This window comes from Paenibacillus stellifer, from assembly GCF_000758685.1.
Taxonomy (GTDB): domain Bacteria; phylum Bacillota; class Bacilli; order Paenibacillales; family Paenibacillaceae; genus Paenibacillus_AQ; species Paenibacillus_AQ stellifer.
Window position 1 is genome coordinate 979889 of record NZ_CP009286.1, and the last position, 24184, is coordinate 1004072.

At 54.3% G+C, this 24184-nt stretch carries 17 protein-coding genes; all 17 read left to right on the forward strand.

Annotated elements, in window-relative coordinates; genetic code table 11:
- Positions 1 to 49 precede the first annotated feature (49 nt).
- Positions 50 to 220, forward strand: coding sequence for a hypothetical protein (locus PSTEL_RS27400; RefSeq protein ID WP_156995780.1), 171 nt, complete (start codon positions 50 to 52; stop codon positions 218 to 220).
- 2 nt (positions 221 to 222) lie between these two features.
- Positions 223 to 834: a hypothetical protein gene (locus tag PSTEL_RS04540; protein ID WP_052098192.1), complete on the forward strand. Its 612-nt coding sequence runs from the start codon at positions 223 to 225 to the stop codon at positions 832 to 834.
- Between the two features lie 47 nt (positions 835 to 881).
- Positions 882 to 2003 (forward strand): SAF domain-containing protein, encoded by a 1122-nt coding sequence (locus tag PSTEL_RS04545; RefSeq protein ID WP_038693769.1) that lies wholly within the window; start codon positions 882 to 884, stop codon positions 2001 to 2003.
- Positions 2004 to 2014: 11 nt separating this feature from the next.
- Positions 2015 to 2722, forward strand: a complete 708-nt coding sequence (locus tag PSTEL_RS04550) for a hypothetical protein (RefSeq protein WP_038693770.1) — start codon at positions 2015 to 2017, stop codon at positions 2720 to 2722.
- Between the two features lie 14 nt (positions 2723 to 2736).
- Entirely contained in the window at positions 2737 to 3576 is an 840-nt protein-coding gene (locus tag PSTEL_RS04555) for a CpaE/TadZ family protein (RefSeq protein WP_038693772.1), read from the forward strand.
- Positions 3573 to 5435 carry a Flp pilus assembly complex ATPase component TadA gene (locus PSTEL_RS04560; protein WP_038693774.1) on the forward strand — a complete coding sequence of 621 codons (1863 nt, stop codon included), beginning with the start codon at positions 3573 to 3575 and terminating at the stop codon, positions 5433 to 5435. Before PSTEL_RS04555 ends, PSTEL_RS04560 begins: the two co-directional genes overlap by 4 nt.
- On the forward strand, positions 5432 to 7501 hold the full coding sequence (locus PSTEL_RS04565; protein ID WP_038693776.1) for a hypothetical protein: 2070 nt from the start codon (positions 5432 to 5434) through the stop codon (positions 7499 to 7501). The genes PSTEL_RS04560 and PSTEL_RS04565 overlap by 4 nt, the downstream gene beginning before the upstream one ends.
- 72 nt (positions 7502 to 7573) lie before the next feature.
- Positions 7574 to 8053, forward strand: coding sequence for a hypothetical protein (locus tag PSTEL_RS04570; protein WP_028598712.1), 480 nt, complete (start codon positions 7574 to 7576; stop codon positions 8051 to 8053).
- 67 nt (positions 8054 to 8120) lie between these two features.
- Positions 8121 to 8513, forward strand: coding sequence for a hypothetical protein (locus PSTEL_RS04575; protein ID WP_038693780.1), 393 nt, complete (start codon positions 8121 to 8123; stop codon positions 8511 to 8513).
- Positions 8510 to 9058 carry a hypothetical protein gene (locus PSTEL_RS04580; RefSeq protein WP_038693782.1) on the forward strand — a complete coding sequence of 183 codons (549 nt, stop codon included), beginning with the start codon at positions 8510 to 8512 and terminating at the stop codon, positions 9056 to 9058. The genes PSTEL_RS04575 and PSTEL_RS04580 overlap by 4 nt, the downstream gene beginning before the upstream one ends.
- Entirely contained in the window at positions 9045 to 10028 is a 984-nt protein-coding gene (locus PSTEL_RS04585) for a hypothetical protein (protein WP_038693784.1), read from the forward strand. Before PSTEL_RS04580 ends, PSTEL_RS04585 begins: the two co-directional genes overlap by 14 nt.
- Positions 10029 to 10097: 69 nt before the next feature.
- Complete coding sequence (locus tag PSTEL_RS04590; protein ID WP_038693785.1) at positions 10098 to 11069, forward strand: DUF916 domain-containing protein; 972 nt, start codon at positions 10098 to 10100, stop codon at positions 11067 to 11069.
- 183 nt (positions 11070 to 11252) lie between these two features.
- Positions 11253 to 12308, forward strand: coding sequence for a copper amine oxidase N-terminal domain-containing protein (locus tag PSTEL_RS04595; protein WP_245625077.1), 1056 nt, complete (start codon positions 11253 to 11255; stop codon positions 12306 to 12308).
- Between the two features lie 387 nt (positions 12309 to 12695).
- Positions 12696 to 16142: a DUF5704 domain-containing protein gene (locus tag PSTEL_RS04600; RefSeq protein WP_038693789.1), complete on the forward strand. Its 3447-nt coding sequence runs from the start codon at positions 12696 to 12698 to the stop codon at positions 16140 to 16142.
- A gap of 24 nt (positions 16143 to 16166) precedes the next feature.
- Positions 16167 to 16649 (forward strand): hypothetical protein, encoded by a 483-nt coding sequence (locus PSTEL_RS04605; RefSeq protein ID WP_052098194.1) that lies wholly within the window; start codon positions 16167 to 16169, stop codon positions 16647 to 16649.
- Between the two features lie 14 nt (positions 16650 to 16663).
- On the forward strand, positions 16664 to 16930 hold the full coding sequence (locus PSTEL_RS04610; RefSeq protein WP_038693791.1) for a helix-turn-helix domain-containing protein: 267 nt from the start codon (positions 16664 to 16666) through the stop codon (positions 16928 to 16930).
- A 4-nt stretch (positions 16931 to 16934) separates the two neighbouring features.
- Positions 16935 to 24164 (forward strand): DEAD/DEAH box helicase family protein, encoded by a 7230-nt coding sequence (locus tag PSTEL_RS28890; protein WP_425415254.1) that lies wholly within the window; start codon positions 16935 to 16937, stop codon positions 24162 to 24164.
- Positions 24165 to 24184: the final 20 nt, after the last annotated feature.

Genomic DNA, 24184 nt, shown 5'->3' on the forward strand with positions numbered 1-24184 from the left:
CCCCTGACGGAGAGCTTTTTTATGCCTATTTTCGGGGAGGAGATCATCAATGGACTTTACGAAAGGAAAACGGCGTCAGTATGAACGTCTAATGAAAGAAAAGCCGGGTTTTGCGCGTAGTAGGCCATCCGAGGAGGAAGAAGCACAACTGCGCAAGCAGGCTCAGGAAGCCGAAGGCTGGCACAAGAAACATGACCGCAAAAAGAACCGGGAGGGCTGACGATGGAGCAAGAGAAACGAATGGCCGGTGACTACGAAGTCTATCAAGCGCTACCCATTGGCAGGGTGGAGGTTGTTTTAGGCATCGACATCACGAATACCGAAAAGCCCTATTTGGTTTGCTACTGCTCGCAGAATAATTTGTTTGGCATCGATCAGTATTACGGTGCAGAAGGATATGCGGATTACCTGGTCGCAATGCAGGAATTTACCAAGCTATTGCAATGGGAAATCGAGAAACTCCAGACCGAGCGCGCTACGATCACGGAGCCGATGCCTCCCATTCAACCCGACCAATGCCTGCCCATCAAAAGTGACGATGATCTCGGCGGCAGAATTGTTGTGACCCGTTTGGATTGGTTGCGGCCGGAATTTCGCACGGCAGACCATCAGTTGATTTGGGTAACGGGAGGCTTCGGTGCCTCCGGGAACTCACGTGGGCGGGCGATCTATGCGGAAACCCTCTATTCCGGCGATGAATACCGCTATAACCGGGAAGACCTGATGGGGTTCCTGAAGCCGGAGCATACGCCCACATGGGCGGCCGAGAAGCTGGCACAACGACAAGCGGAGCAAGCCCCATCAAAGCCGCGTCCGCGAGGCGAAGCGCGTTAAGAGAAGCGCAAGGTATCTTCTATATAAATGAAAGGAGATCGTGAACGATGTCATGGACGTATCGACACCGCAAGACGCTCATCATGGGAGCCATCGCAATCAGCGTGGCGCTTCTGGTAGCAGCGGCCTTGTATATGCTGATGCGGCACACCGATCAGCAGCAAAAGCAGCAACAGATGAAAGAGGAGTATGAGCGGCAGATTCAGCAATTGAAAAAGGAGGAGCAGCAAAACAGCCGAAATGTCTGGACGACTGCAAAAACAATACCGGCAGGCGTCTCGCTCAAAGCGGATGACCTCAAGGCTGTTCCGATGCCCGTCAGTTTGGTTCCGCCGGGCGTCATCACCGACCGGGAAAGCATCATCGGCAAAAACGCCAAGATCGAGCTTGCATCAGGAACGCCGCTACTTTCCTCTTTATTGTACGAAGGACAGCCCATTCCGAAGGATTTGCGCATACAGGAGTTTCAGGTCATTCAGCTTCCCTCTAATCTCAAGCCTAACCAATATATAGACGTTCGCATCGGCTTTCCAACCGGCGAGGACTTTGTTCTCTTATCTAAAAAGAAGGTACAGGAGTTGTCCGGTACGGTTGTGTGGCTGGAACTGAATGAGATGGACATCCTCCAAACGTCCAGCGCAATTATTGATGCGTACTTGCAGGGAGCGCGGTTGTATGCCCTCCCGTACATCGAGCCGGGCTTACAGGAAGCGGCTGTGGTCAACTATCCGGCCAATCAGAAGGTATTGAACCTGATGGCAGTCGATCCCAATCTGCTCGAAACCGCAAAAATCGAACTTGCCCGCGCGTTGCGTCAAACGCTGGATGGCAATTTGAAGGCGGTCAGCGACTCGGACAAACTTCGCGTCACTAGCGGTAGTGTAACCGTGCAGCAGCAGTTGCAAAACGAACGGATGACGACGCGGCAGGGCAATGCCATGAGCGGAACACAGCCAGTAGGCACACCGCAGTCTGGAGAATCAGCAGTTTCGACGAATGGTCCGCAGCCTAGCGTGAGTGATGCTGCTGGTGCAGCAGCTACGCAATCTTCGAAAAATCAACAGAAGCCCCCTCCTGCCGTTTCGCCGTCGCAGCCATCGGGTATGCCTCCTGCAACCGAAGCGCCTCCGGCAAGCGAAGATAAGTGGGAAAATATCTTCAATCAATGAGGAGTGCGGATATGAAAAAAATTGTTTTTATCGGCGTAGCGGACAAGACGCATGCTTTGTTGGTGCTTGGCCGCTTGCTTGTGGCGTTGGGGAATAAAGTGCTGTTGGTGGATTCAACCGTCACGCAGTCGATTCGGGGTTATCTGCCGCACGCCTATGCCAATAGCGCCGTTCAGGATTATGAAGGTATGGATGTGGCCTACGGCTATCTCACTCCCGAACAGCTTGAACGAGGTTTGGCACAGGTAGGGACGGCACCGGCATACGACATCATGCTGGTGGACACTGACCATACGGAATTTGTTTTCCACCACAACCTGTCCCAGTTTGATAAGCGGGTGTGGTGCTGGGATGGAAGGCGGTTATCGCTGGAGAAAAACGAGGAACTGATGATTCGTCTCGGCTTACAGAATACGGAAGAGCCTGTCTCGTTTTTCGAGTTGATCTCCCCTGACATACCGGGAAAGCTGGCAGCTTGGCGAGCCGAAAAGCGGTTGCGGCATATCCAGTTGGAGGATACGGTGTTTCGCTTCCCTTTGGACGAACGCGATGCAGCCGTCGATTTGAACAATCAACACCACGGCCGCATCGACCTTCGCGGGCTGACCGGGGCGTTTCGCGAGATGCTGCTGACGATGCTCGAGCAGCTTGGCGATTGCGACCGCAAGACAGCGCGACGAGCCTGGGCAATCGCCCGTAAACGGGTGCGGGTGTGGTAGAAAGGAGAACGTTTATGGGAGCTACCGTTGTATTTTGGAGTCCTGTTTCCGGTCAGGCCGGGACAACGACCAATCTGCTCGCCGCGGCGACGTGCATGGGTTTGGAATATTCGGCGCGATTGCTGCTGCTCGGGCATTTGCAGAGCAGCTATGCTGCTGTCGAACGAGCCTATTATCGACCTGCCGGAAGAGAGGACATGCATACCCCGGACACGGGAATTGATGCGCTCTTGCGTCTGCTGAAAAACCGCAAGCTGGAGCCTGTCATGCTGCGTGACTATGCCCATCCGTTGCTGCGGGATCGCCTGGATATTTTGCCCGGCTCCATCAAGCAAGAGGATATCTTTATCGAAACGGCAAAAGAATGGCTCACACCGCTGCTTGCGGTTGCCCGCCGCGCTTACGATGTAGTGCTGTTGGATGGGGGGAGCGGCAGCGGGTCGGCTTGGGACGAAATGCTGCGGCAGCAGGCCGACGTATGGGTCGTCTGCCTGCCGCAAAACCGCCTCCTTCTTGAGCGATTTTTTCAATCGGCAGAAGCAGCGATGCTGCAAGGCCGAAGAACGCTGCTCGTGTTCGGACAGTACGACCCTTATTCGACGCTCACTTCTAAAAATCTCATGCGTCAATTCCGTATAGGACCGACCTTGTACCCTGTTGCACATAATACAGGCTGGATGGATGCGGCACAGCATGGCGAAGCGAATCCTTTCTGGTTTCGCAACAGAAAGATAGCAAGCGGTCATGAGAACCACCTGTTCGTGCAGCAGGTGCGACGATTGGCGCAGGCTGTGATCGACAGCGCAGGCACAAGGCAGTCCCTTTTCGGCGGGAAGGAGGGCGACACGCTATGACGGCTATGCTCAATGCCTTCATCCTGATCGCGCTCTTGTTGCTTTCAATCTTCTTCCTTTATTTGCGCCTGAGCCGACGATTGCCGGAACGGACGGACGACACATCGGTATATACGCTGGAAGCGATGACCACTTTCGTAAAAGCAACGCTACACGAGTTAACCAGCAGCAACCTGGCCGACTTCGGTTTGTCGGAGGAAGAATACCGCCGCCGAAAAAGCAAACGGGCGGAGCTGAAAAAGGCGCTGCGGGGCTGCACCTCCGGTGATCTGCGGGACAAGGAATACGTCAAGGAGATCATTGCCGACCTGCTCGCGCAGCGCTATGAACTGGACGATGCGCATTTGAACCTCCTGCTGCCCTTTCATCAGCCGGAGTCCCTCTCCGCGCAAGACCAGTTTGATATTCTGATTTACACATATAAAAAGGAAGCCGGGCTTCATGCGCTCGACCGGCTCGTTCAAACCTATGAATGGGATCGGCAAAGACGAAACGAGGAAGGCCACCTTGAAACGTACCGGATTACGTCGGAGGATATTCGTAGCGTCTTCGCCCGTGAAGCGCCGCGTTTGACGACGGACGATAAGCTCCAGCTTGTCGTCCAGCGGATTTATCAGCATTACAAGGGATTCAGTGTCGTGGACGAGCTGCGCGACATGCGTGTGGACGGCGTATCCGGGGGCGTATCTGGTCTGCCGCCGCTCATGTGGGAGGGCGAATGGTCGCTGGAGGAGGACGCACAGCTTCAGTCGCTGCCCCGTTCGCATGACAGCATATGGCTGTTTTACAAGGGGAAGTCCATCCACCTGAGCTTCTTGTCCTTCGGCTCCGAGCAGGAACTGCGACGCGTTTGCCAGATCATCTACAAGCACAATTTTCCCGGCCAGTTGTCCGAGGCGAACGGATTTAAGGTCAATGAAATGGCAGACGGCTCCCGCGTCGTCGTGCTGCGCCCCCGATTCAGTGAATCGTGGGCTTTTTTTGTGCGCAAATTCGACGTGCAAAGCGCGACGCTGGAGCAGTTGATTCAGGACGAAGGCGCGGAATTGCCGATTGGCCTCATTCGTTACTTGGTATCGGGTGCGCGGATCACCGCGATTACCGGTGCGCAGGGCAGCGGCAAAACAACGCTTCTTATGGCGATGGTTCGCCATATTCCAGAAGTGCTGCCCATCCGGGTACAGGAAATGAGCTTTGAGCTTCAATTGCGCAAAATTTATCCAGAACGCAACATCGTCAGCCTGCGCGAAACCGAGACGATTTCCGGTCAACAGGGGCTGGACATCCAGAAGAAGACGGACGGCTCTGTCAATATTTTGGGCGAGGTAGCGACCGATCCGGTCGCCGCTTGGATGGTTCAGATGGCACAGGTGGCGTCATTATTCACCTTGTTCACGCATCACGCCAAAACCTTCCGTGACCTAGTGCTGTCTCTCCGCAATTCCTTGTTGAAAACAAAGGTGTTTACGAACGAGCGTGTGGCGGAGCAGCAGGTCGTCAGCGTCGTCAACTTCGATATTCACCTCCGCCGCGACCTGGACGGACGGCGATATATCGAGCGCATTACGGAATGCGTCCCAGTGCCGCAGGAGACGGCGTACCCGGAAGCCTTTCGCGGGAAAATGACAAAGGACGAACGAATGGCAGCCTTTATGGAAACGACGCTCGAATACTTTCGCCGCTCGACGGATCGCCCGCTGTACACCGCCCGAAATCTCGTCGAATACCGCGACGGTCGTTACGTTGCCGTTCATCCCCTGTCCGAGCAAAGTCGCTGCGAGATTACGGAATACTTGAGCGGCCCCGATCAGGCTGTCTTTGATGCGTTTCTGGCATCCCATTGGGGGGATGAGACATGATGCGGGAATGGCTCTCCCCTCTGCTCGGCATCGCAACTGTGCTCTTTCTTGCCGCTGTCGCGGCCTTCCTGTGGCTGTCCCGGCGTGATTCGGAGGTGGAGGCAGTCCGGCGCTACGAAGCGCTACGTAAGCCGGGGCAAGCGCCTCGCAAGCAGGCGGTTTACAGTTTCATGCAGCAGCTATACAGCGTTTGCGAGCAGATGCCGGTTTTAAGGATGTACTTGCAGCACCTTCGCAGGCGATTGGTCATTCTGCGGCTCGGGGACGAATGGAAGCTGCGGCTTGAGGTGATGAAATCGGCACTCATAATGTGGCTTGTCCTGTTTTTGGCCGCGATTCCGCTTGTTTTGGCGGTGCGCGACCCTTTCACGCTGGCGATGCTCGGCATGGGTCTTTGGGTCGGCCACGGCATCCTCTCGGATATGGGTGTTTATCGGCTCGAAATGCGGCTGCTGCGACAACTTCGTTTGTTTCTTGGGGATGTAAGACATCATTACCATCGTCACGGGATGGTGGATGAAGCCGTCTATGAATCGGCTGACAGCGCGCCGTATGAAATGGCACTGCACGGGCAAGAACTGTACGACATGCTGACGGACAGCGACGCCGAAGATAAACTGGCGCAATATGTGGAGCATGCCCCGAATCGCTATTTGCAGGGCTTTGCGGGATTGTCGTATCTCATCAAAGAGCATGGCGATCAGCAAACGGAAAGCGGTTCGGTCTACCTCAAGGGACTGGAAAAGCTGTCCATCGAACTGAATCTGGAATTGCTGCGTCGCGAGCGTCTCAGCTTCTTATTACAGGGGCTGACCGTTATCGCGCTGCTGCCGCTGCTGTTTACCCGTCCGATTGAAGCCTGGGCCAGCCACTTTTTTCCGGCAATGGACACGTTCTACGCCAGCGCTTTCGGTTGGGCCGTCAAACTCTGTCTACTTGTCGTCGTGTGGCTATGCTACGTGCTGCTGCGCAACCTGTCGGAGCTGGATGCGACCGCAAGGCCCACCAGCCGAAAAAGATGGGAGCAACGGGTCTATGGCTGGCCGTGGATGCGCTGGCTGGCCCACCGACTGGGGCCGGTTCCCGGCTCGCGAGAAGCGGAACGGATAACCCGGCTGCTCAAGGATACAGCCTCTCCCTTACGTCTCGAATGGTTTTACGTGCAACGGATCGTGGCCGGGTTCGCATCCATTTTAACGGTGCTGGGCTTGTTCGTGTCCTTGCATGCAGCGGAGCGGCATCAGGTGCTGTATGCACCGGTGAAGCCCGGAACACTATTCGGGCAGTTGTCCCCGGAGGAGGATACGAAGGCGCGGGAAGCTGCCGCGCTGGATCGAAGGATGCTCGATCAATTAAAGGAGGTGAGGCCGCGAAGCGAAAATAGCGTCATCAGCCTGCTGCGCAAGGACCCGGCTTCACAGATCAAGGAGGATCAGCTTCGAGAGGCGGCGCGGCGCATCCTGGGCAAGCTGGAGAAGCTGAATAAGCCTTTTCTGGCGTGGTGGGAAGCGTTTTTGGCTTTCGCCGCAGGATGGGGCGGGTACATGCTGCCAGTTGGTATTCGACAGTTCCAGCGGCGTATGCGGCAGATGGAGATGAAACACGAGGTGGATCAGTTGCAGGCCGTGATTGCCATGCTCGCCGAGATGGAACGGATGTCGGTTGAACAGCTTCTGCTATGGATGGAGCAGTTCGCGCAGGTCTTCAAGGAGCCACTGCAAGCCTGCCTGCTTCACTTTGAACAGGGTGAGGAGCAGGCACTTGCGCAGCTCAAAGAAGATGCACCGTTTCTGCCTTTTGTTCGGATCGTGGAAAAGCTGGAAATGGCTTCGCAGCATTTGACGATCCGGCAGGCATTTGACGATCTCGAAGCAGAGCAGGGGTTTGCGCGGGAGCAGCGCAAGCAGGAGTATGAACAGTTAATCGAACAAAAGGCAGGCTGGAGCCGCTGGATCGGGTTTGCCCCCTTGATGGCGCTGATATTCGGGTATTTGGTCATTCCGCTTGTCGTCGTCAGCCTGCATCAGATGTCCGTGTACTACGATCAGCTTCAACGCATCCAGTAACCCATACAGACGCTTTCCTTCATCAGCGGGAAGGCGTTTTTTTATCCCCCCAATCAAAGGAGAGAATTGTACATGTCCAATGCGCAGAAGGCACTTGTCATGGCAGCAGGAATCTTCCTTGCCATCGCACTCATTACACTGGCTGTCGTGCTGTTTATTTCCGCCCAGGATTCGACCAAGGCGGCTCAAAGCAATTTCAGCAATATCCAGACGGAGCTTTCACAAACGGCGTTTACGGTGTATGACAATACGACGCTTTCGGGCAGTCAGGTTGTCAACGCGCTTCGCAAGTTCCGCGATCAGGACCAATTTGGCATCCAGATCGTTACCGGCAAAAACCCGACCGGTCAGTGGTACGGCAAGGTTGTCAATACCGGTGTGCCTCTGGATAGCGTCACCTACGGCGCAATCGTCGGAGCCGCACCCGGCCAGATTAGCCAGACCGTAGACGAAGCGGACATCAACTACGTTAATCCAAGCGGCAAGTTCCGCAGCACGCTGGTGCTGGACAGCAGCAATGTCATTCGCGGCATCATCTTCCGGCAGCAATAAGGTCGGATGAAGTTACGAAAGCGTCCGGCCCAGGTTGGACGCTTTCGTCATGAAGGAGGTGTAACGCATGAACTATGCGCCAAGAACGATGCTGGAGATGAGCGCAGCCTTGCTCGTTTTCCTCATGGCCGCAGGAAGCGGTCTGATTTTGTTTCAGACCTGTGCCTCACTCAATTCGCTCGCCTATGTAACCGGCCAATCGCAGGAGCGCAACTTGCAGCAAATCGCTGTACCGCTCTCGGGCGACGGTTCGGTATCCGGTGCGGAAGTGCTGCAAGCTATCGCTCGCCTAGATGAAGGAGATGCGGAAATGGTGGTAGACGGCATTCGATTCGCGCCGCCGCTGGAACGGGAGCAGCTTTCGTCCGTAGGCATACGTCTGAAGGGGCGATATCAGCCCGCCTATGAACGGGACGCTTCCGGTCACTTGCAGCGCCTGACACTAAGGAGCCTGCCATGAACAGTTTGATCAAAATTTTCGCCGTATTGATCGCTATTCTGCTGCTCTATCTCTACCCGCTCTCTGCCGCCTTTGACCAGCAGGACGATATTTCGGAGTTGGTCGCCTTGCGCGCGACGACAGCCTTTGTCGATGCGGTTCGGGACAAAGGCGGCATCACGCCAACGATGTACAACGATTTCGTGAGCGCACTTGCGGCGACCGGCAATAGCTTCAACGTTCAGATGGAACATGACAGCAAGAAGTACGTACCGGTTTACGGCGATCCGACACGGCCTGAAACCTTTATGGGCAGTTACGAAGTGCAGTACGATGCGTTTTTCAATGCGCAGATCCTTCCGGTGCTGTTCCCGGACAATCAGACTGCAAAGGATCACCCAAGCCGTCGTTACAGGATGCGCTCAGGCGACAGCTTCTCGGTGATTGTGCGCAATACGAACCGAACGGCAGGCACGCTGTTCTTCGATTTTCTGAATAATACCATCAGTCCAAATGAAAAAATCGTGATTCCGTATGGCGGGGTGGTGCGCAATGAAATGGATTGAATGGGCCATCGTCGGCGCGCTGTTGTTTCTCCCCTTCGCGATCGTCAATCGGAATGAGACGGATACCCTTCGACGGACGATGCTGACGGAGTTGAGATACGACGCTGCGCTGGATGCGGCGGTAGACGATGCCGCGAGGTTGCTCGTCGTTAACGCAAGCCAGCAGCAGGAAGCGCAATATGCCTCGGCCAAACATGTCGCGCTGAACAAGGAAGAAGCGCTGGCGGCGTTCTACCGGACGCTGGACGCGGGCTTCGGCACTGCGGATGATTCGGTGTCGCAAGATGTTCTGCATCGCTACATTCCGGCTATCGTGATCGTCGGGTACGACGGCTTTTACGTCTATTCCGAGCAAGAATGGACGGGGACTGACGGGAAAACCGTCATGAAACCGGCTTGGGGAACGAAGAAGCCTTATGCGTATGCCGATTCGGCGGGCAACAGCCTTTCCTTTACACTCGACCAGCAGGTACTCGCTTACGATGCGGCCAGCCGAGGCTGGCATGAGGGCTTGCGGCAGGACATCCGGCAGCAAACGACGATTCCGCTTTTGCAGGATGCTGCGCTCTTCGAGCAGGTGCGACGAAGCACGATTGTCCGGGCGATCCAGGACGAGTTGGCCTACCGGATCAATCGATATAACGAAACGGTCTCTCGAAATGGCCTTTCCTACACGTTCACCCTGCCTCTGATCTCCGATGAGGACTGGCACAATACGGTGGATGATGTGGGCGTTTTGGCTTTTGTACAAGGTATCCCGATGGGAGCAAAGGTGTACAACAACTATGCGCTTGGCGGGAGCCGCATCGTGAAACGTCCAACGATCATCGGGGCCGGGAAAGGTAGTATGAAGGTGTACTTTCGCAGTTCCTGCGGTTACACCTATCAGGCCGAAGAAACGTTTGCCAGCGAGCAAGCAGCCGCGCGCAAGGGATATATGCCCCTCCCTTGCCCCGGCTCGGCCATCTAGCAGGAATGTTTGCCTATTCGCTCATGTGAGCGATGGCAAGCGGAATAGTAGCAAAGGAGTTCATCAATCATGTGGATTCGACTGTTGCTGGCGGCAATCGTTTTTTGGATAGCCGCCGGATTTACAAACCCTATGGACGGACAGCAACTGGTCATCAGTGGGGATTCCGACCGGATCAACCCGGAGCTCAGCGCTTATGTCGAGGATATAGTACCCGGCGATAAGCGCGAGTACACGGTTCACGTCACGAATCCCACTGATGAGGAAATAACAGCGCTGCTCTATGCGGCCGATGCCATGCCCGCATTGGGCGGCGGTAAGGATTTTACTTTACCGAGCGATCCCGATACCGGTTCGGCTGCATGGTACAGGGCGCCGGATCGCAGTATAACCCTCAAGGCTGGCGAGACGCAAAGCTTTACAATGAAAATGCAGATACCTGAAAGTGTGGAGCCGGGCCAGTACGTGTCCGTCATCGGCGTCTACGATCAAAGTATGAGGGAATCGGCGACGCGTAAAATCGGGTTGCAGGTCATCCTCAACTACAAGATGGTCGAAGCGAAGCCTCCTGAGGCTGTCCCGCACGCAGCCGTATACACGCTGGAGAACGGAAAAGCGAGCCTGACGATTTTGCTGGTCAATGAAGGCGATAGCTTGTCCGAACCGGAGATCGAGGTGCAACTCAAACGGCAGGACGATACCAGCGAGCTTTTGTTTGAAAGGAAATCTACGGTTGATTCCATTTATGCAGGCACGGTCGCACAGTACATGGCGGAGCTAAACTGGCCGCTTTCTCCCGGTTCTTACATGGCGGAAGTAAAGACAATGCTGGGTGACCGCACAGAACAGAAGGATTTCCCTTTTGAAGTAACGGACGGTCGGACTATGCCATCTGGAACCGTGACTCAGGCTACTGGGGACGTTTCTCCGCTTCATGAAGGTTCATTTGGATTGCGCCCATCCTGCGTCTACGGGGGCTTGCTGCTGATTCTTGTCATCGTCGTTGTTGTTATAAGAAGAAGGGCTTCGCGCACGGAGTAACGAGCGGCTCCTGGTTCCTGCAGAGGAGAGGCTGCCGGACAGTGGACAGGCAACAGAATCGGCACTATGATGTAGGCAACAGCAAGTTTTTCCAGTTTCGCATATTTTCTTTAGGGAGTGAGGCATTTGAAAAGAAGGTTAGTATCCCTCCTCATTGTGACACTTTTCGGAAGTATATTCAGTTTGACTGCAAGCGCAGCCAGTAAACCGCCAACCTTTGTCAGCGTCGTCATGGACGGCAAAAAAATCTGGTTTCCCGACGCGCAGGCGTTTATTGATGAGAACGGGCGAACGCTCGTCCCGGTACGCTTTGTCGCCGAATCGCTCGGAGCGAAAGTCGGCTGGGAATCGAAAACACAGACGGTTCCGATTATGAGAGACGATCAATCTATCGTTCTGACGATTGACCAAAATGTTGTGCAGGTAGATGGCAAAGCGGTCACTTTGGATACGAAAGCCATCCTGAGCGGCGGTCGAACGTTTGTGCCGCTCCGTTTCGTAAGCGAGGTGTTGGGTGCGAAGGTGGATTGGGACAATCCGACAGACACCGTGTTTATCAAGACCAGCGAAGATAGCGCGGCGCAGACCGACCAATGGGGGCGCTTGATTCGCACGACCGACTTACCGAATAATGCGAGCGATTATCCATACATTCTTGCGGATGTTCCGAACGAAATGTACGAGATGGGCTATCCATTTTCGCATCCAAAAGACAGCAAAGTTTCATCCGTCCTCTACTCGACGAAGCCGGAATTCAACAAGAAGAACGTGGATATTTGGATGGGAAGACTGAAAGCATTCGGTGCGCTTTGGCTGAATGTAAATTACAACACGATTGATGACGCTTGGGCGCAGGCGGTTTTTGCTACCAAAATGCAAAACTCTGATGCCGAACTGAAACATATTCGCCGCTACGCAGAATGGGTCAGAGAGAACCAAATCCAGATGGAAGGCTATCTTGATCCCGAGCCATCCATGATTTATAAAGATGGGTTTGGCAACAACTTTGTGCGATCCAAGTTCAGGATTAAATTCGTCTCGTACAAGGCAAGCAATGACTTGCTTTACGATGAGTGGTTCCCGAATAAACAAACGTTTGAGAAAGGTGTTTGGTACGAAGGCTACGCCGATATTTCTCTATCCACTAATGTAGGCGGCGATTGGGGAAGTACGTTGAAGGTTGATCCGAATGCAAGTTTGTTCCGCAATCATATCATTAGAAAGGCGGACTCGAACTAGATGCGCAAACATAAATTCATACGAATCACGTTGAGCATGCTGCTGGCATGCTCTTTTTTATTGTCGTGCTTTCCGTTTCTTACGAATGCTGCGACACCGGCTGTCCGGGTAGATGAGGGTAAGATCAAATTTGAAATCACTAGCACAGCAGCAACCTCGTCCATCCGCTACAGAACGGTAGGTTGGACGGTGCGTCGTGACCAACTCTGCACGAATACATCATCCAAACAGTGTAGTGATCCACGTAACGGCAGTCACGCATCATTTGTCAATCAACAGGTGCGTCAAGTCGCGCAAAATCCGAACCCCCCAATTCCCGGAGAGCCGGTCACAACCTACTATGAAGTCAGTGAAGATTTAGTAACGGACGGCATGTGGCAAGCAGGCATGGGAGACATCTTGGACAACGACGACCTGTACTTGTACGCAATTATGGTATCCGTCGATGGCAATGGAAACGTGCGCAAGGGCCCATTTTACACGTTAGAAGGAATCAAGAACGCTGAACCTTGGGCGCACCCGGATGATCTCGATGATTACTTTGGGATTCATGTCCCCTATCGGAGCGCGAATTTTCCTGTCGATGTCGTTGCGAAAACCGTGGGAGGAACGATCCTCAAGCAGCCTGAGGTCACGTTCCATAAGGGCGACTACAAAGTCGGCGAGACGATCAACCACGAGTTTCCTGCGACGATAGAGGATAACGGGAAGACGTACAGTATTGTCCGCTCCTACCTATCGCCGAAGAAGGACCTAACGCAGAAAAGCTGGTTGCAGGAAAATCCGGATACGAATCCGAAGGTGCGAACGCGAAGCTTCACGGTGGCGCTTGGTGGAACGGAGGCTATTGCCGAATACGCTGAAAATAACCCGGTAAAGGCGATCTATCAGAAGGAGGATGGCACGAAACTCAAGGAAGTCGACAAAGGCGTCTACGAGACTGGAGAGGAAGCGAACTATACGTTTGATCCGCAGCTCACATCTGGCGGCCAGACATATGAAATTGTTCGCACGTATATCACAAACAATAAGGAGCCGGATGAGAAGCTATTCATACAAGAAAAAGGCGACGCGAAGCTACTCGAACGCTCCATCTTGGTTGGCTCTGGCGGCTCCAACTTCGTCGGCATCTATAAAATCCCCTCTCCGATTACCGTGACTTCCCGTATCGACGCGCCAGATAACGTCGAGGCTTCAGTTACCACGGTGAATGGAAATTTTGTATTTGAAGCGAAGTCACCCGTGCCGCTCAAAACGTATGAGATCACAAAAATAGAGAACGCAACATTCGTTACGCCTAGCGATAAGTCCGGCTCACTCAGCGGGCTGACGGCAAGTAAATCGCTGCCGATCAAAATTCCATTCACATCCGGCTCCAGTATTACCGTCAAAATCACGGTCGTCGTAAAAGATGCTAATGGTAACAGCGGAGATTCCACCTCGGATCACACCGTACGCAAAGGCGACAATGACGGCGGCGATACCTCGTTACCTGGCACGAGCCAGCAAGTCGAGGCGATGGATGCCACGGCATCGGCGATCATAAAGGCGGATTCTCGCGGCGCAGAACGCTTTGACGTTTTGAAGGGAATACCGACCTCAGAAAGCCTTTATGTTAACGCGAGCGCCAAAGCGTATTTGTATCGCAACACGTTCACAGAAGTGAAAGGCTCGAAATCGTATCCGATTACAGTCAGCCGCACCTATACGCTGAGCTGGACGGAATATGTTCCCGGCCCGCCGGATAGCGAAGGTCATTCGACCACGGTTCCGGTATCCCGATCCGACACGCAAACGGTCACCCAAAGCTACAGTGTGGAACGAAAGTACAGCTATTGGCTGGCAGACCGTTTGGAAGTGTACGGCTTACAGAAGGCGACAGTCGCCAACTATGCCCTGCCCTCCGGTTCGGTGACGCTGCAAGCAAACGGGTATTCCGCACCGTCTGTTTCCGCCACCCATGATGCAGCGGTCTCGTCCCATATTACGGACCCGGTGTATCGCAACGTTGTGCTTTCCGGTCAAACGGTTTACGGCGGCTCCAGTAGACCTTCGGTTCCAAGCGAGAACTGGAAGTCAGAGGCTGAAAATGCGGTCGGGAAAATCAAGGTCAAGAACGACACGGTCGTCTTTAATGGACAAACGATCATGGACAATCGGACGGTGGAGGAAACGGCTCCTGCTCCGGGGACGATTCCTGCATCTCCCATGATCGGTCAGGATGTTTTATTTGGTTCGGGATTTGTCATCGATGCGACTAAAACGAACAAGGGGAGCCAGCCAAGCGCGGGGACGATTTATTATACGCTGGTCAAGGGCATCGGAGGCGGGTCGAACCAAAGCTTCCCAATCAACGGCATCAATTTGGTGACGGTGCATACCCCCGTCGTCAATCTGGCGTCTGTAGCCGACGATCAGGCGCACAATCAGAAAACGGTGCCGACAGCCGATCGTTCGGCGCTTATTCTGGATCGCCCCTTTACCGTGACGATTCCTACCAGCGGGCCGCACCGGGACATTACCGGCTACGGCAATCGGGACTATGCCAAATATGTGCGAGACAAGCAGGTAAGGTTCCCATTCGATGTATACAAGGCTGACCACGGAACGTTGATTCCGAAGGACACCTGGACTTCGATTCCTGTCGGCCAGCTTACAACCACTTTTTACATGCCCGTTTGGGTAGATGAGGGAAATTATGATGTACTGTTCCGCACGTTTGCCGAAAACAGTCCGGTTTCATTCACATCACAAAGTAATGCCAATTTGGACTTAACTAATCATGTGGCGACGCAAGTTGTGGCGGTTGAGGTTATTGGCCGTCTGTTCGACTTCCGAATTACCGATATTGCCGACTACCAGTGGGAAAAGGTGTTCAGAACGGCGGCAGGCAGTGCGACGCCGACCGGAAATAGCTATTGGGTTGGCACAAAAGGGATCGACGGAGCGGCGCGCGGCAATACGGCCCCTTACGTGCTGCCGATTCGGCCCGGCAGTCACCCAGAGAGCGGAAAGAAAAATGTTGTCGTAAAAACAGGCTATCACTTCAAATTTGAGGTCAAAACGCTTGGCAACATGTTCAGCGCGGGCGATGGCGTGAAGATTACGCCGACTTTTTACTTCGTTGACAAGCAGAGCAAAAACCGGCAACAGGTGGACTTGTACTATCATTCGGGAAACAAGCGGTTTATTCGGATCGGCTCCACAGAAGATACCGAGCAGCGGTTGGTGACGCTCGACACCCGCCTGCGCAATGTGTCGCAGCAGGAGCTAACCAACACGGCCAGTTCACTGTGGAAGCTGAATGGTTCCTCTGGCACTCAGACGTCGTATGTACAGCGGGCTTTGAAGGACGCGGCGCACAAGCGGATTTACGTCGGTGGCTACGACGGCATGCTGCTTCCTTCGCAGCTTCGGACGTTTATCGGCAGCATGCAGGTGCCGTCTGGCATTGATACTGCGCGGGCCAATGCCTCGGTGCAGCGCTGGTTTGGTGAGTATAGCCTTCCGGCTGCTCCCTATGCAATGCCAGCAGGCATCAATCTGGCCGAGTACGGACGTACCCACCGGCTGGACGACAATGCGCCGATCTTCCTGCGTGACGGCTATATTGTAGTCAATTTTAACATCGAAACCATTCGCAATAAGGACATTGCTCACCCGCATTTGCAGTATAAAAATGCGCCGCTGGACAACCAGTGGCAGATGGAAGGTTTTCAGCGCAGTTTTGTCGATCCTTACGGGGGGATGTTCTCTTTGCTAGACGGGGACGTTGTGTTTTATCATGCCGACTTGTCCAGTTACGATGATTTCGGAACGGGAGGAACGCATTAAATTCACCAGCCGGGAGGAATAGAGATGGAGAAGCTGCGAAGCGCCGCACCCGAGGATGCGGCGCTATTTTATTCCGGTTCTGCGGAGGAGAATGTACAACGTGGCTGCATTGGCCATCTTCGCGGCGATTTTGGTCGTTCAGGCGAAGAATTTTGGATGAGCTGGTTCAGCCGGAACTCTCCATTACAGACGCCGGATTTTGAAGCGGAACTGGGAAAAGTCATGCAAGCCATTGGGGATCAAGGTGTGCTGAAAAGCCGCAAAGATATGCTCAGATTTTGTAGTCAACACTCGGAGGCGCGTATTCAAGGCAGTCGGAGTACGGATGTGTATGGTTTCTGCATGCAAACACAGGAACATCGTTACTATTTGCGCTGCTTTCCCTTTGCCGGAGATTATAACTTTTACGTTTATTGCTATGCCCGCCCCGAGCGCCTGACCGAGCAGCATCGACAGCAGCCCTCAACTCCCGCCGCGCCAAAGAAAAAGCAGGAGCCGGAACGATAGGAGGACGCACTTTTATGAATGATCTGGCCCGTTACCGGCTGCTGGCCGGCGTATCGGTTCCGCCTGCGGCGAAGCTGCTGTACAGCTATTTGCTGGATCGCGCTGGCGGACGAAACGGCACGGTATTGCTTTCATCCAGACGGCTTGCGGCAGAGGTGGGTCTTTCCGCTTCTGCTGTCCGTCGCAATCTGCATCGGCTTCAGCAAAACGGACTTATCCGGCTCACCCCCCGATATTCCGAGGAAGGCATTCGTCTGACGAACCACATTACCTTCGTATGAGGAGGTGCGACCTTTGACAGCCAAGTTGCAGCGAATGGCCGAGCTTGCCGCCGGTACGGCCCACGCGGTTTCGGATGATCCCGAGCGCTGGGCCGATTTTCTGCGGACGGCGGCCTGGAACTACAAGTATCCGTTTCAGGATCAACTTTTGATCTACGCGCAGCGCCCCGATGCTACGGCCTGTGCTACAATTGAAATATGGAACAAGCGGTTGAACCGTTGGGTAAAACGCGGCGCAAAAGGCATCGCGCTAATCGAGGATCGGGGCAGTCATTTGGGGCTGCGTCATGTCTTCGATGTGTTGGACACGCAGAGCCGAAGCCAACAACCCATCTCCCTATGGCGCATGGAGGAACCGGACACGGAGGCCGTCATCGAAACGCTGGAAAATGCGTTTGGTAGTGAACGAGGGCCAGGCATGGAACTGGTTGACACGCTGTTGTCCGCTGCCCGAAACGCGGTGGAGGACCATAGCGCCGATTACGTGCGGATGCTGCTGGCCGAACGCGACAACAGCCTGCTGGAAGAACTGGATGAGCCGCATGTGGAACTGCTATTCAAGGAAGCCGCTCAACACGCGGTCGCCTTTATGGCGCTGACACGTTGCGGTCTGGAACCCTCCCATTACATCAGCGTTGACGACCTGTCGGGCGTCGGCTATTTCAATACACTCCCTGCGCTGTCACATTTGGGCGCGGCGATCAGCGACGTAGCGGAAACGATGTTGCGCGAGATTGAATCCACCGTTCGGGCGATGCGCCGCGATGAGCAGCGAAAAAAAGAGCGTCATGCGAGCCGTACCGTTGCAAGGCCAGCATCCTTGCCGCACAATGAAGCTAAAACACGTGAAAGGATGATGGAGCATGGAACTGACCTACACGCCGAGCGGGGATTACCTGCTGCCCGACCTGACGTTGGCCGAACCGATGAGCATCAGGAAATATGGGATGTTGCGCAAGACGTTTCTGAAGGAGCAGCGGAAAGGAACCTACGCCCACCTGATGCTGTCGGAGCAACTGACCCGGCATTTGGCGGACATCGACCGGACAGCGCGGGAGCAGATCGACCTGACGATGCAGGAACTGATTCGGCAGCACCCGGCCCCGGACAAGGCGACCGACCCGATGGGCTGGACGAGTCACATGAACAGCCTGAAACAACAGGTCGAGGAACTGATTCTCACGGAACTGATCTATCACTAAAATGGTATGACCGATCGACGGAAGACAGGAGTCTTCCGTTTTTTCATGACCGGGCGATCATCAACGACATGCTTCGCGCCGCGCCGCTTTCCGAGAGCAAGGCGGCTATCGAAGCCTTTTTCGACGTGCATAAGGAAGATCGGGAACGGACGCTGTATATACGCAGTCTGTTCCCTCCGGGAATTACGGAGTTAACGCTAGATGATGACATAAAGGCCGGTTTTGAGCCGTATGCAAACGTACTGCATCTTTGGACGGGAGCGGCGGAGCAGCGGACGGCGCAGAGCTTTTACGATTGGTCGGTGATTGCCGGGAATATCGCCAGCATGATGATCCTTAACGAGTTTGATCCTGCTCGTACATCGGTGCCTTCTATTCAGCAACAGACCTTATGGATGAAGCAAGCGGAGGACGAAAAATCCTCCGCTTTTTCACTTCCTCAAGCGGCCATCGACGCTGTTCTGCAAGGTGGAAGTGGTTTTGAGAGCGGAAAACTTCGCATCGCGCTATTTTTCCAACAGTCGTTATCGGCGCAGGAGAACGCTGATTTTCTAAAACGGGAATATGGCACAGGCGGACGCCTACCTGCCCTGATCGGCACAGATATTCATGAAAATCACGATAGCAAGGGGATTACGCTGACACGCGGTTCCATTATGAACCCGGATATTCGGGTTGTGTTGCCGTGGATCAAGGTGCAAAAGCGCATTGGCGAGCTGCTGGCGGCGGGCCGCTATCTGAACCGTCAGGAAGAAGAACGATTGCCTGCCTATGCCGAGCAGCGGGAGGAGCAGCGCAGGCAGCGCGCGGCGGAAAAGACGGAACACAATCTGCCGCTATCGGAATTGCAGCCGGATGAATCACAGCAAATGCCCAACCGGGTTCGAGCGCACTATGGGTATGCCGAGGGCAGCAAAGTCTTTATCGGTGCGGACGAATACGAAATCGCGCAACTGGAGCCGCGAAAGGTTGTGCTGCAGGACGTTCAATTTCCGTTATTCATGCAAGAAATGAATCGCCGGGATTTCGAGCGCATGCTGCGCGAGAATCCACTGAACGATCATCTGATTTCCGGCCATCAGGAATCGGATTCGGAACACGCGGAATGGGATACGGAACTGGTGGACGAATCGGAGCAAGCGGCACTTGATGAAGGTGAGGGATTGGCTCCCTCTCCTCCTTCCGATATCCCCGAGCTTCGGCGTGAATCGACCCCTACCAGTAACTATCGGATCACGGACAACGAATTGGGACATGGTGGCGCGAAAACCAAGTACAAGTGGAACGTGGAAGCGATCCGGCTGCTCAGGCAATTGGAGAAGGATAACCGTCAGGCGGCTGCGGACGAGCAGGCTGTGCTTGCCCGTTATGTAGGCTGGGGCGGGATTCCGCAAGCGTTTGATGATGGGAATCCGCAATGGGGAGCGGAATATGCGGAGCTTCGGGATTTACTGGACTCGGAGGAATATGCGTCCGCCCGCGCCTCCACGCTGAATGCACATTATACATCTCCGACCGTCATCAAGGCGATGTACGAATGCCTGGAGAGGATGGGCTTCCGCAGCGGTAATATTTTGGAGCCGTCTTGCGGCATCGGCAATTTTTTCGGTCTAATGCCGGAGTCATTTCAGGACGCTCGGCTGTTTGGCGTGGAGTTGGACAGCATCACCGGGCGCATCGCGCGGCAGCTTTATCCGCAAGTATCGATTGCTGTCAGCGGCTACGAGCAGACCAGCTTGCCGGACAGCTTTTTTGACCTCGTGGTTGGCAACGTGCCGTTCGGCAGCTACGGCGTGGCCGACAAAAAATACGATAAGCACAAGTTTCTGATTCACGACTACTTTTTTGCGAAGACGCTGGATAAGGTTCGTCCAGGTGGAATTGTCGCCTTCATTACGTCGAAAGGGACGATGGACAAACAAAACCCAACCGTCCGAAAATACATCGCGGAACGGGCCGCGCTGCTCGGCGCGGTGCGTCTGCCTAACAATGCGTTCCTGGCGAATGCCGGAACCGAAGTGACCGCCGACATTTTGTTTTTGCAAAAACGGGACCGGATGGTGGCTGTCAGCGAGCAAACCGAGGAATGGCTTTCGCTCGGCGTTACGGCAGAGGATGTGCCGGTGAATAGCTACTTTGCAGCCCGCCCCGAAATGGTGCTTGGTACGATGGCCTTTGATGACCGGATGTACGGCAATCAACAGGAAACGACCTGCTGGCCCTACCCGGACGCTCCTTTGGACGAGCTGTTGCGTGAGGCACTGGCGAACATCCATGCGGAGTGGGTCGAGTTGGAACGGGAGGAACAGCCGGAGGAGGAAGAGGTCTCCCTGCCTGCCGACCCGTCCGTTCGTAATTTCAGCTTTGCACTGGTCGAAGGACGCATCTATTTTCGGGAAAACAGCCGGATGCGACTGGTTGAAACATCAGCAACTGCGGCAGGCCGTATCAAGGGCATGATTCAGCTTCGGGACACGGTGCGCGAACTGATCGAATACCAGACCGAGGATTACAGCGACGAAGCGATAAGGGAGCAGCAGCGCAAGCTGGATACGCAATATGAATTGTTCACAGCGCAATACGGCCTGATTAACAGTCGCGCTAATAGCCTTGCCTTTTCGGATGACAGCTCGTACTTCCTTCTCTGTTCGTTGGAAGTCATAGATGAGGAAGGACAGTTGCTGCGCAAGGCGGATATGTTCACGAAGCGTACCATTCGGCAACGCGCCAACATAAAACAGGTGGATACGGCTTCGGAGGTGCTGGCGGTTTCCATCGGTACGAAAGCTCGCGTCGATCTGCCGTATATGGTAGAGTTGACCGGACTCGCGCAGGAACTGCTTGTACAGGAGCTTCGCGGCGTGATCTTCCCGAATCCTGAAAATATGGACGAAGAAGGACAACCGATATACGAAACAGCGGATGCGTATCTATCGGGCAATGTGCGTGAAAAGCTGCGCGCTGCCAAACAGTTTGCTGCTTATGACGCCGAGCGGTACGCTGAAAATGTTAGAGCGCTGGAAGCCGTGCAGCCGAAGGACTTGGACGCTTCCGAGATTGATGTACGACTGGGCGCAACCTGGCTGCCGCCGGAAGTCATTCGGGCATTCATTTTCGAACTGGTAGATACGCCGTATATGTACCAAACCTCCATCAACGTGATGTATTCCGGTTACACAGCAGCCTGGAACGTCAAAGGCAAAAGCGATGATCGCAGTAACAATATTAAGGCAAATGTCACCTACGGTACGAATCGCATCAATGCGTACAAAATTCTCGAAGATACACTGAATCTGCGGGATGTTCGAATATTCGATACGGCTGTTGAAAACGGCGTAGAAAAACGGGTGCTGAACAAGCAGGAAACGGCTATCGCACAGCAAAAGCAGGAAGCCATGAAGGAAGCGTTTCGGGACTGGATATGGCAAGATCCGCAGCGCCGGGAGCGGCTCACGCGACTGTACAATGATCGATTCAATTCCATCCGTCCGCGCGAATATGATGGAAGTCATATTCGCTTCGCCGGGATGAACCCGGAAATCCGGTTGCGGCAGCATCAGGTCAATGCGGTTGCCCGAACGCTCTATGGCGGCAATTCCCTGTTCGCCCATTGCGTCGGCGCGGGCAAAACCTTTGCGATGACCGCAGCGGCCATGGAAAGCAAGCATTTGGGTCTGTGCAACAAAAGCATGCTGGTTGTTCCTAATCATCTGACCGAGCAATGGGCGGCGGAATTTTTGCAGCTTTATCCGTCCGCAAACGTACTGGTCGCCACCAAGAAGGATTTTGAAACGAAGAACCGGAAGACGTTCTGCGCACGGATTGCCACCGGCGATTACGACGCGATTATTATCGGCCACTCGCAATTTGAAAAAATTCCGATCTCGGCGGAGGGCCAGCGGCAGCAGCTTTACGAGCAAATCTCCGAGATCACAAGCGGCATCCGCGAGCTTAAGGAAGCCAAGGGCGAGCGGTACGCCATCAAGCAGCTTGAGCGGACAAAGAAGACGCTGCAGGTCAAGCTGGAGAAGTTGAGCGACACGAGCCGTAAGGATGATGTGGTCACCTTCGAGGAACTTGGCATAGATCGATTATTCGTCGACGAAGCAGACTCGTATAAAAATCTGTTCCTTTATACGAAAATGCGCAATGTCGCCGGGTTGTCGCAAACCGAAGCGCAAAAGTCATCGGACATGTTTGCCAAGTGCCGCTATTTGGATGAATTGACCGAAGGACGGGGCATTATTTTTGCCACGGGTACGCCGATCTCCAACTCCATCACCGAAATGTACACGATGCAGCGCTACTTGCAATACGAGCGGCTCCGCGGGCAAGGCTTGCAGCACTTTGATTCATGGGCTTCAACATTTGGAGAGACGGTCACGGCAATTGAGCTGGCACCGGAAGGAACGGGCTATCGCGCGAAAACGCGGTTTGCCCGTTTTTATAATTTGCCGGAGCTGATGAACGTCTTTAAGGAAGTGGCGGACATTCAGACAGCGGATATGCTCCAGCTTCCGGTTCCCAAAGCCCACTTCCACAACGTCGCTGTGCCGCCGAGCGATTTTCAGCGTGAGATGGTCGCGGATCTCGCCAGCCGCGCCGAACAGGTGCGAGCGAAGCGAGTAGAGCCACATGAAGACAACATGCTCAAGATCACCAACGACGGACGCAAGCTGGCCCTCGATCAGCGTCTTGCAAACGCCATGCTACCCGATGACGAAGGCAGTAAGGTGAGCGCCTGCGCGGATAACGTCTTTCGGCAATGGGCCGACAGTCAGGAGCAGCGGCTCGCGCAGTTGGTCTTTTGCGACCTTTCTATCCCTAAGCAGGATGGCACCTTTAATGTGTATGACGAGCTGAGACGCAAACTGACAGAGAAAGGCGTTCCGGCAGAGGAGATCGCCTTCATTCACGACGCCAACACAGAAGTGAAGAAGAAAGAACTGTTTGCCAAGGTTCGAACGGGACAGATTCGCATATTGCTCGGATCGACGTTTAAGATGGGCGCGGGAACGAATGTTCAGACCAAGTTGATCGCGCTTCATGACCTCGACTGTCCGTGGCGTCCGCGTGACTTGGAGCAGCGCAGCGGGCGAATTATTCGGCAAGGCAACCAGAACAGCGAGGTTCACATCTTCCGCTATGTCACAGAGAACACGTTTGACGCTTACCTATATCAAACGCTCGAAAACAAGCAACGGTTTATCTCTCAGATCATGACCAGTAAATCGCCGGTTCGGTCTGCCGAGGACATTGATGAAACGGCTTTGTCCTATGCCGAGGTTAAAGCGCTTGCGACTGGAAATCCGTACATCAAGGAAAAAATGGATCTCGACATTCAGGTATCCAAACTCAAGCTGCTTAAAGCCAACCACTTGAGCCAGCGTTATGCGCTGGAGGATCGGTTGCTCAAAATGCTGCCGCAGCAATTCAAGTCTACGGAGGAACGTATTGCTGGGTATGAGCAGGACGTAGCCTTGTTCATGCGCGCCAAAGCGTCGGAAAAGGCTTGCAGCGACGATTCCCGTTTTCCTGGTATGACCATCAAAGACTACACGTACTCGGAACGTGCTGCGGCGGGCGCTGCCCTGCTGGAAGCCTGCAAGGGTATGACCTCTCCCGATCAGCAGGAAGCAGGCAGTTACATGGGCTTTTCTTTATGGCTATCTTTTGATAGCTTTGCAAAGGAATACAAGGTGACGCTGCGTGGAGTATTGGGCCATACGATTACGTTAGGACCGGATGCAGGCGGCAATATGAGTCGAATAAACAATACATTGTCGGATTTGCCGAATAAGCTCGCCTATTGCCGTGACCAGCTCGCAACACTCAAGCAACAGATGGTAACGGCGAAGGAGCAGATCGAGGCACCGTTCAAGCAAGAACAGGAACTGCAAACGAAGTCCGCGCGGCTCGCGGAGCTAAATGTGCTGCTGAACATGGACAAACGGGAAAACGAGGCCGTGGACAGCGTGTCGGATGAGGAACCGGAAGCACCCGAACGGCGGGTTGCGGATCGAGAGCGATAACGGCAATGGAAAGGTATAAA

What these genes read in the sequence shown, in the direction of transcription:
- PSTEL_RS04540 (WP_052098192.1), top strand. Translation starts at nt 223, where the DNA reads ATGGAGCAAGAGAAACGAATGGCCGGTGACTACGAAGTCTATCAAGCG.
- PSTEL_RS04570 (WP_028598712.1), top strand. Translation starts at nt 7,574, where the DNA reads ATGTCCAATGCGCAGAAGGCACTTGTCATGGCAGCAGGAATCTTCCTT.
- PSTEL_RS04590 (WP_038693785.1), top strand. Translation starts at nt 10,098, where the DNA reads ATGTGGATTCGACTGTTGCTGGCGGCAATCGTTTTTTGGATAGCCGCC.
- PSTEL_RS04580 (WP_038693782.1), top strand. Translation starts at nt 8,510, where the DNA reads ATGAACAGTTTGATCAAAATTTTCGCCGTATTGATCGCTATTCTGCTG.
- PSTEL_RS04550 (WP_038693770.1), top strand. Translation starts at nt 2,015, where the DNA reads ATGAAAAAAATTGTTTTTATCGGCGTAGCGGACAAGACGCATGCTTTG.
- PSTEL_RS27400 (WP_156995780.1), top strand. Translation starts at nt 50, where the DNA reads ATGGACTTTACGAAAGGAAAACGGCGTCAGTATGAACGTCTAATGAAA.
- PSTEL_RS04585 (WP_038693784.1), top strand. Translation starts at nt 9,045, where the DNA reads ATGAAATGGATTGAATGGGCCATCGTCGGCGCGCTGTTGTTTCTCCCC.
- PSTEL_RS04575 (WP_038693780.1), top strand. Translation starts at nt 8,121, where the DNA reads ATGAACTATGCGCCAAGAACGATGCTGGAGATGAGCGCAGCCTTGCTC.
- PSTEL_RS04610 (WP_038693791.1), top strand. Translation starts at nt 16,664, where the DNA reads ATGAATGATCTGGCCCGTTACCGGCTGCTGGCCGGCGTATCGGTTCCG.
- PSTEL_RS04555 (WP_038693772.1), top strand. Translation starts at nt 2,737, where the DNA reads ATGGGAGCTACCGTTGTATTTTGGAGTCCTGTTTCCGGTCAGGCCGGG.
- PSTEL_RS04605 (WP_052098194.1), top strand. Translation starts at nt 16,167, where the DNA reads ATGGAGAAGCTGCGAAGCGCCGCACCCGAGGATGCGGCGCTATTTTAT.
- PSTEL_RS04545 (WP_038693769.1), top strand. Translation starts at nt 882, where the DNA reads ATGTCATGGACGTATCGACACCGCAAGACGCTCATCATGGGAGCCATC.
- PSTEL_RS04600 (WP_038693789.1), top strand. Translation starts at nt 12,696, where the DNA reads ATGGGAGACATCTTGGACAACGACGACCTGTACTTGTACGCAATTATG.
- PSTEL_RS04560 (WP_038693774.1), top strand. Translation starts at nt 3,573, where the DNA reads ATGACGGCTATGCTCAATGCCTTCATCCTGATCGCGCTCTTGTTGCTT.
- PSTEL_RS04565 (WP_038693776.1), top strand. Translation starts at nt 5,432, where the DNA reads ATGATGCGGGAATGGCTCTCCCCTCTGCTCGGCATCGCAACTGTGCTC.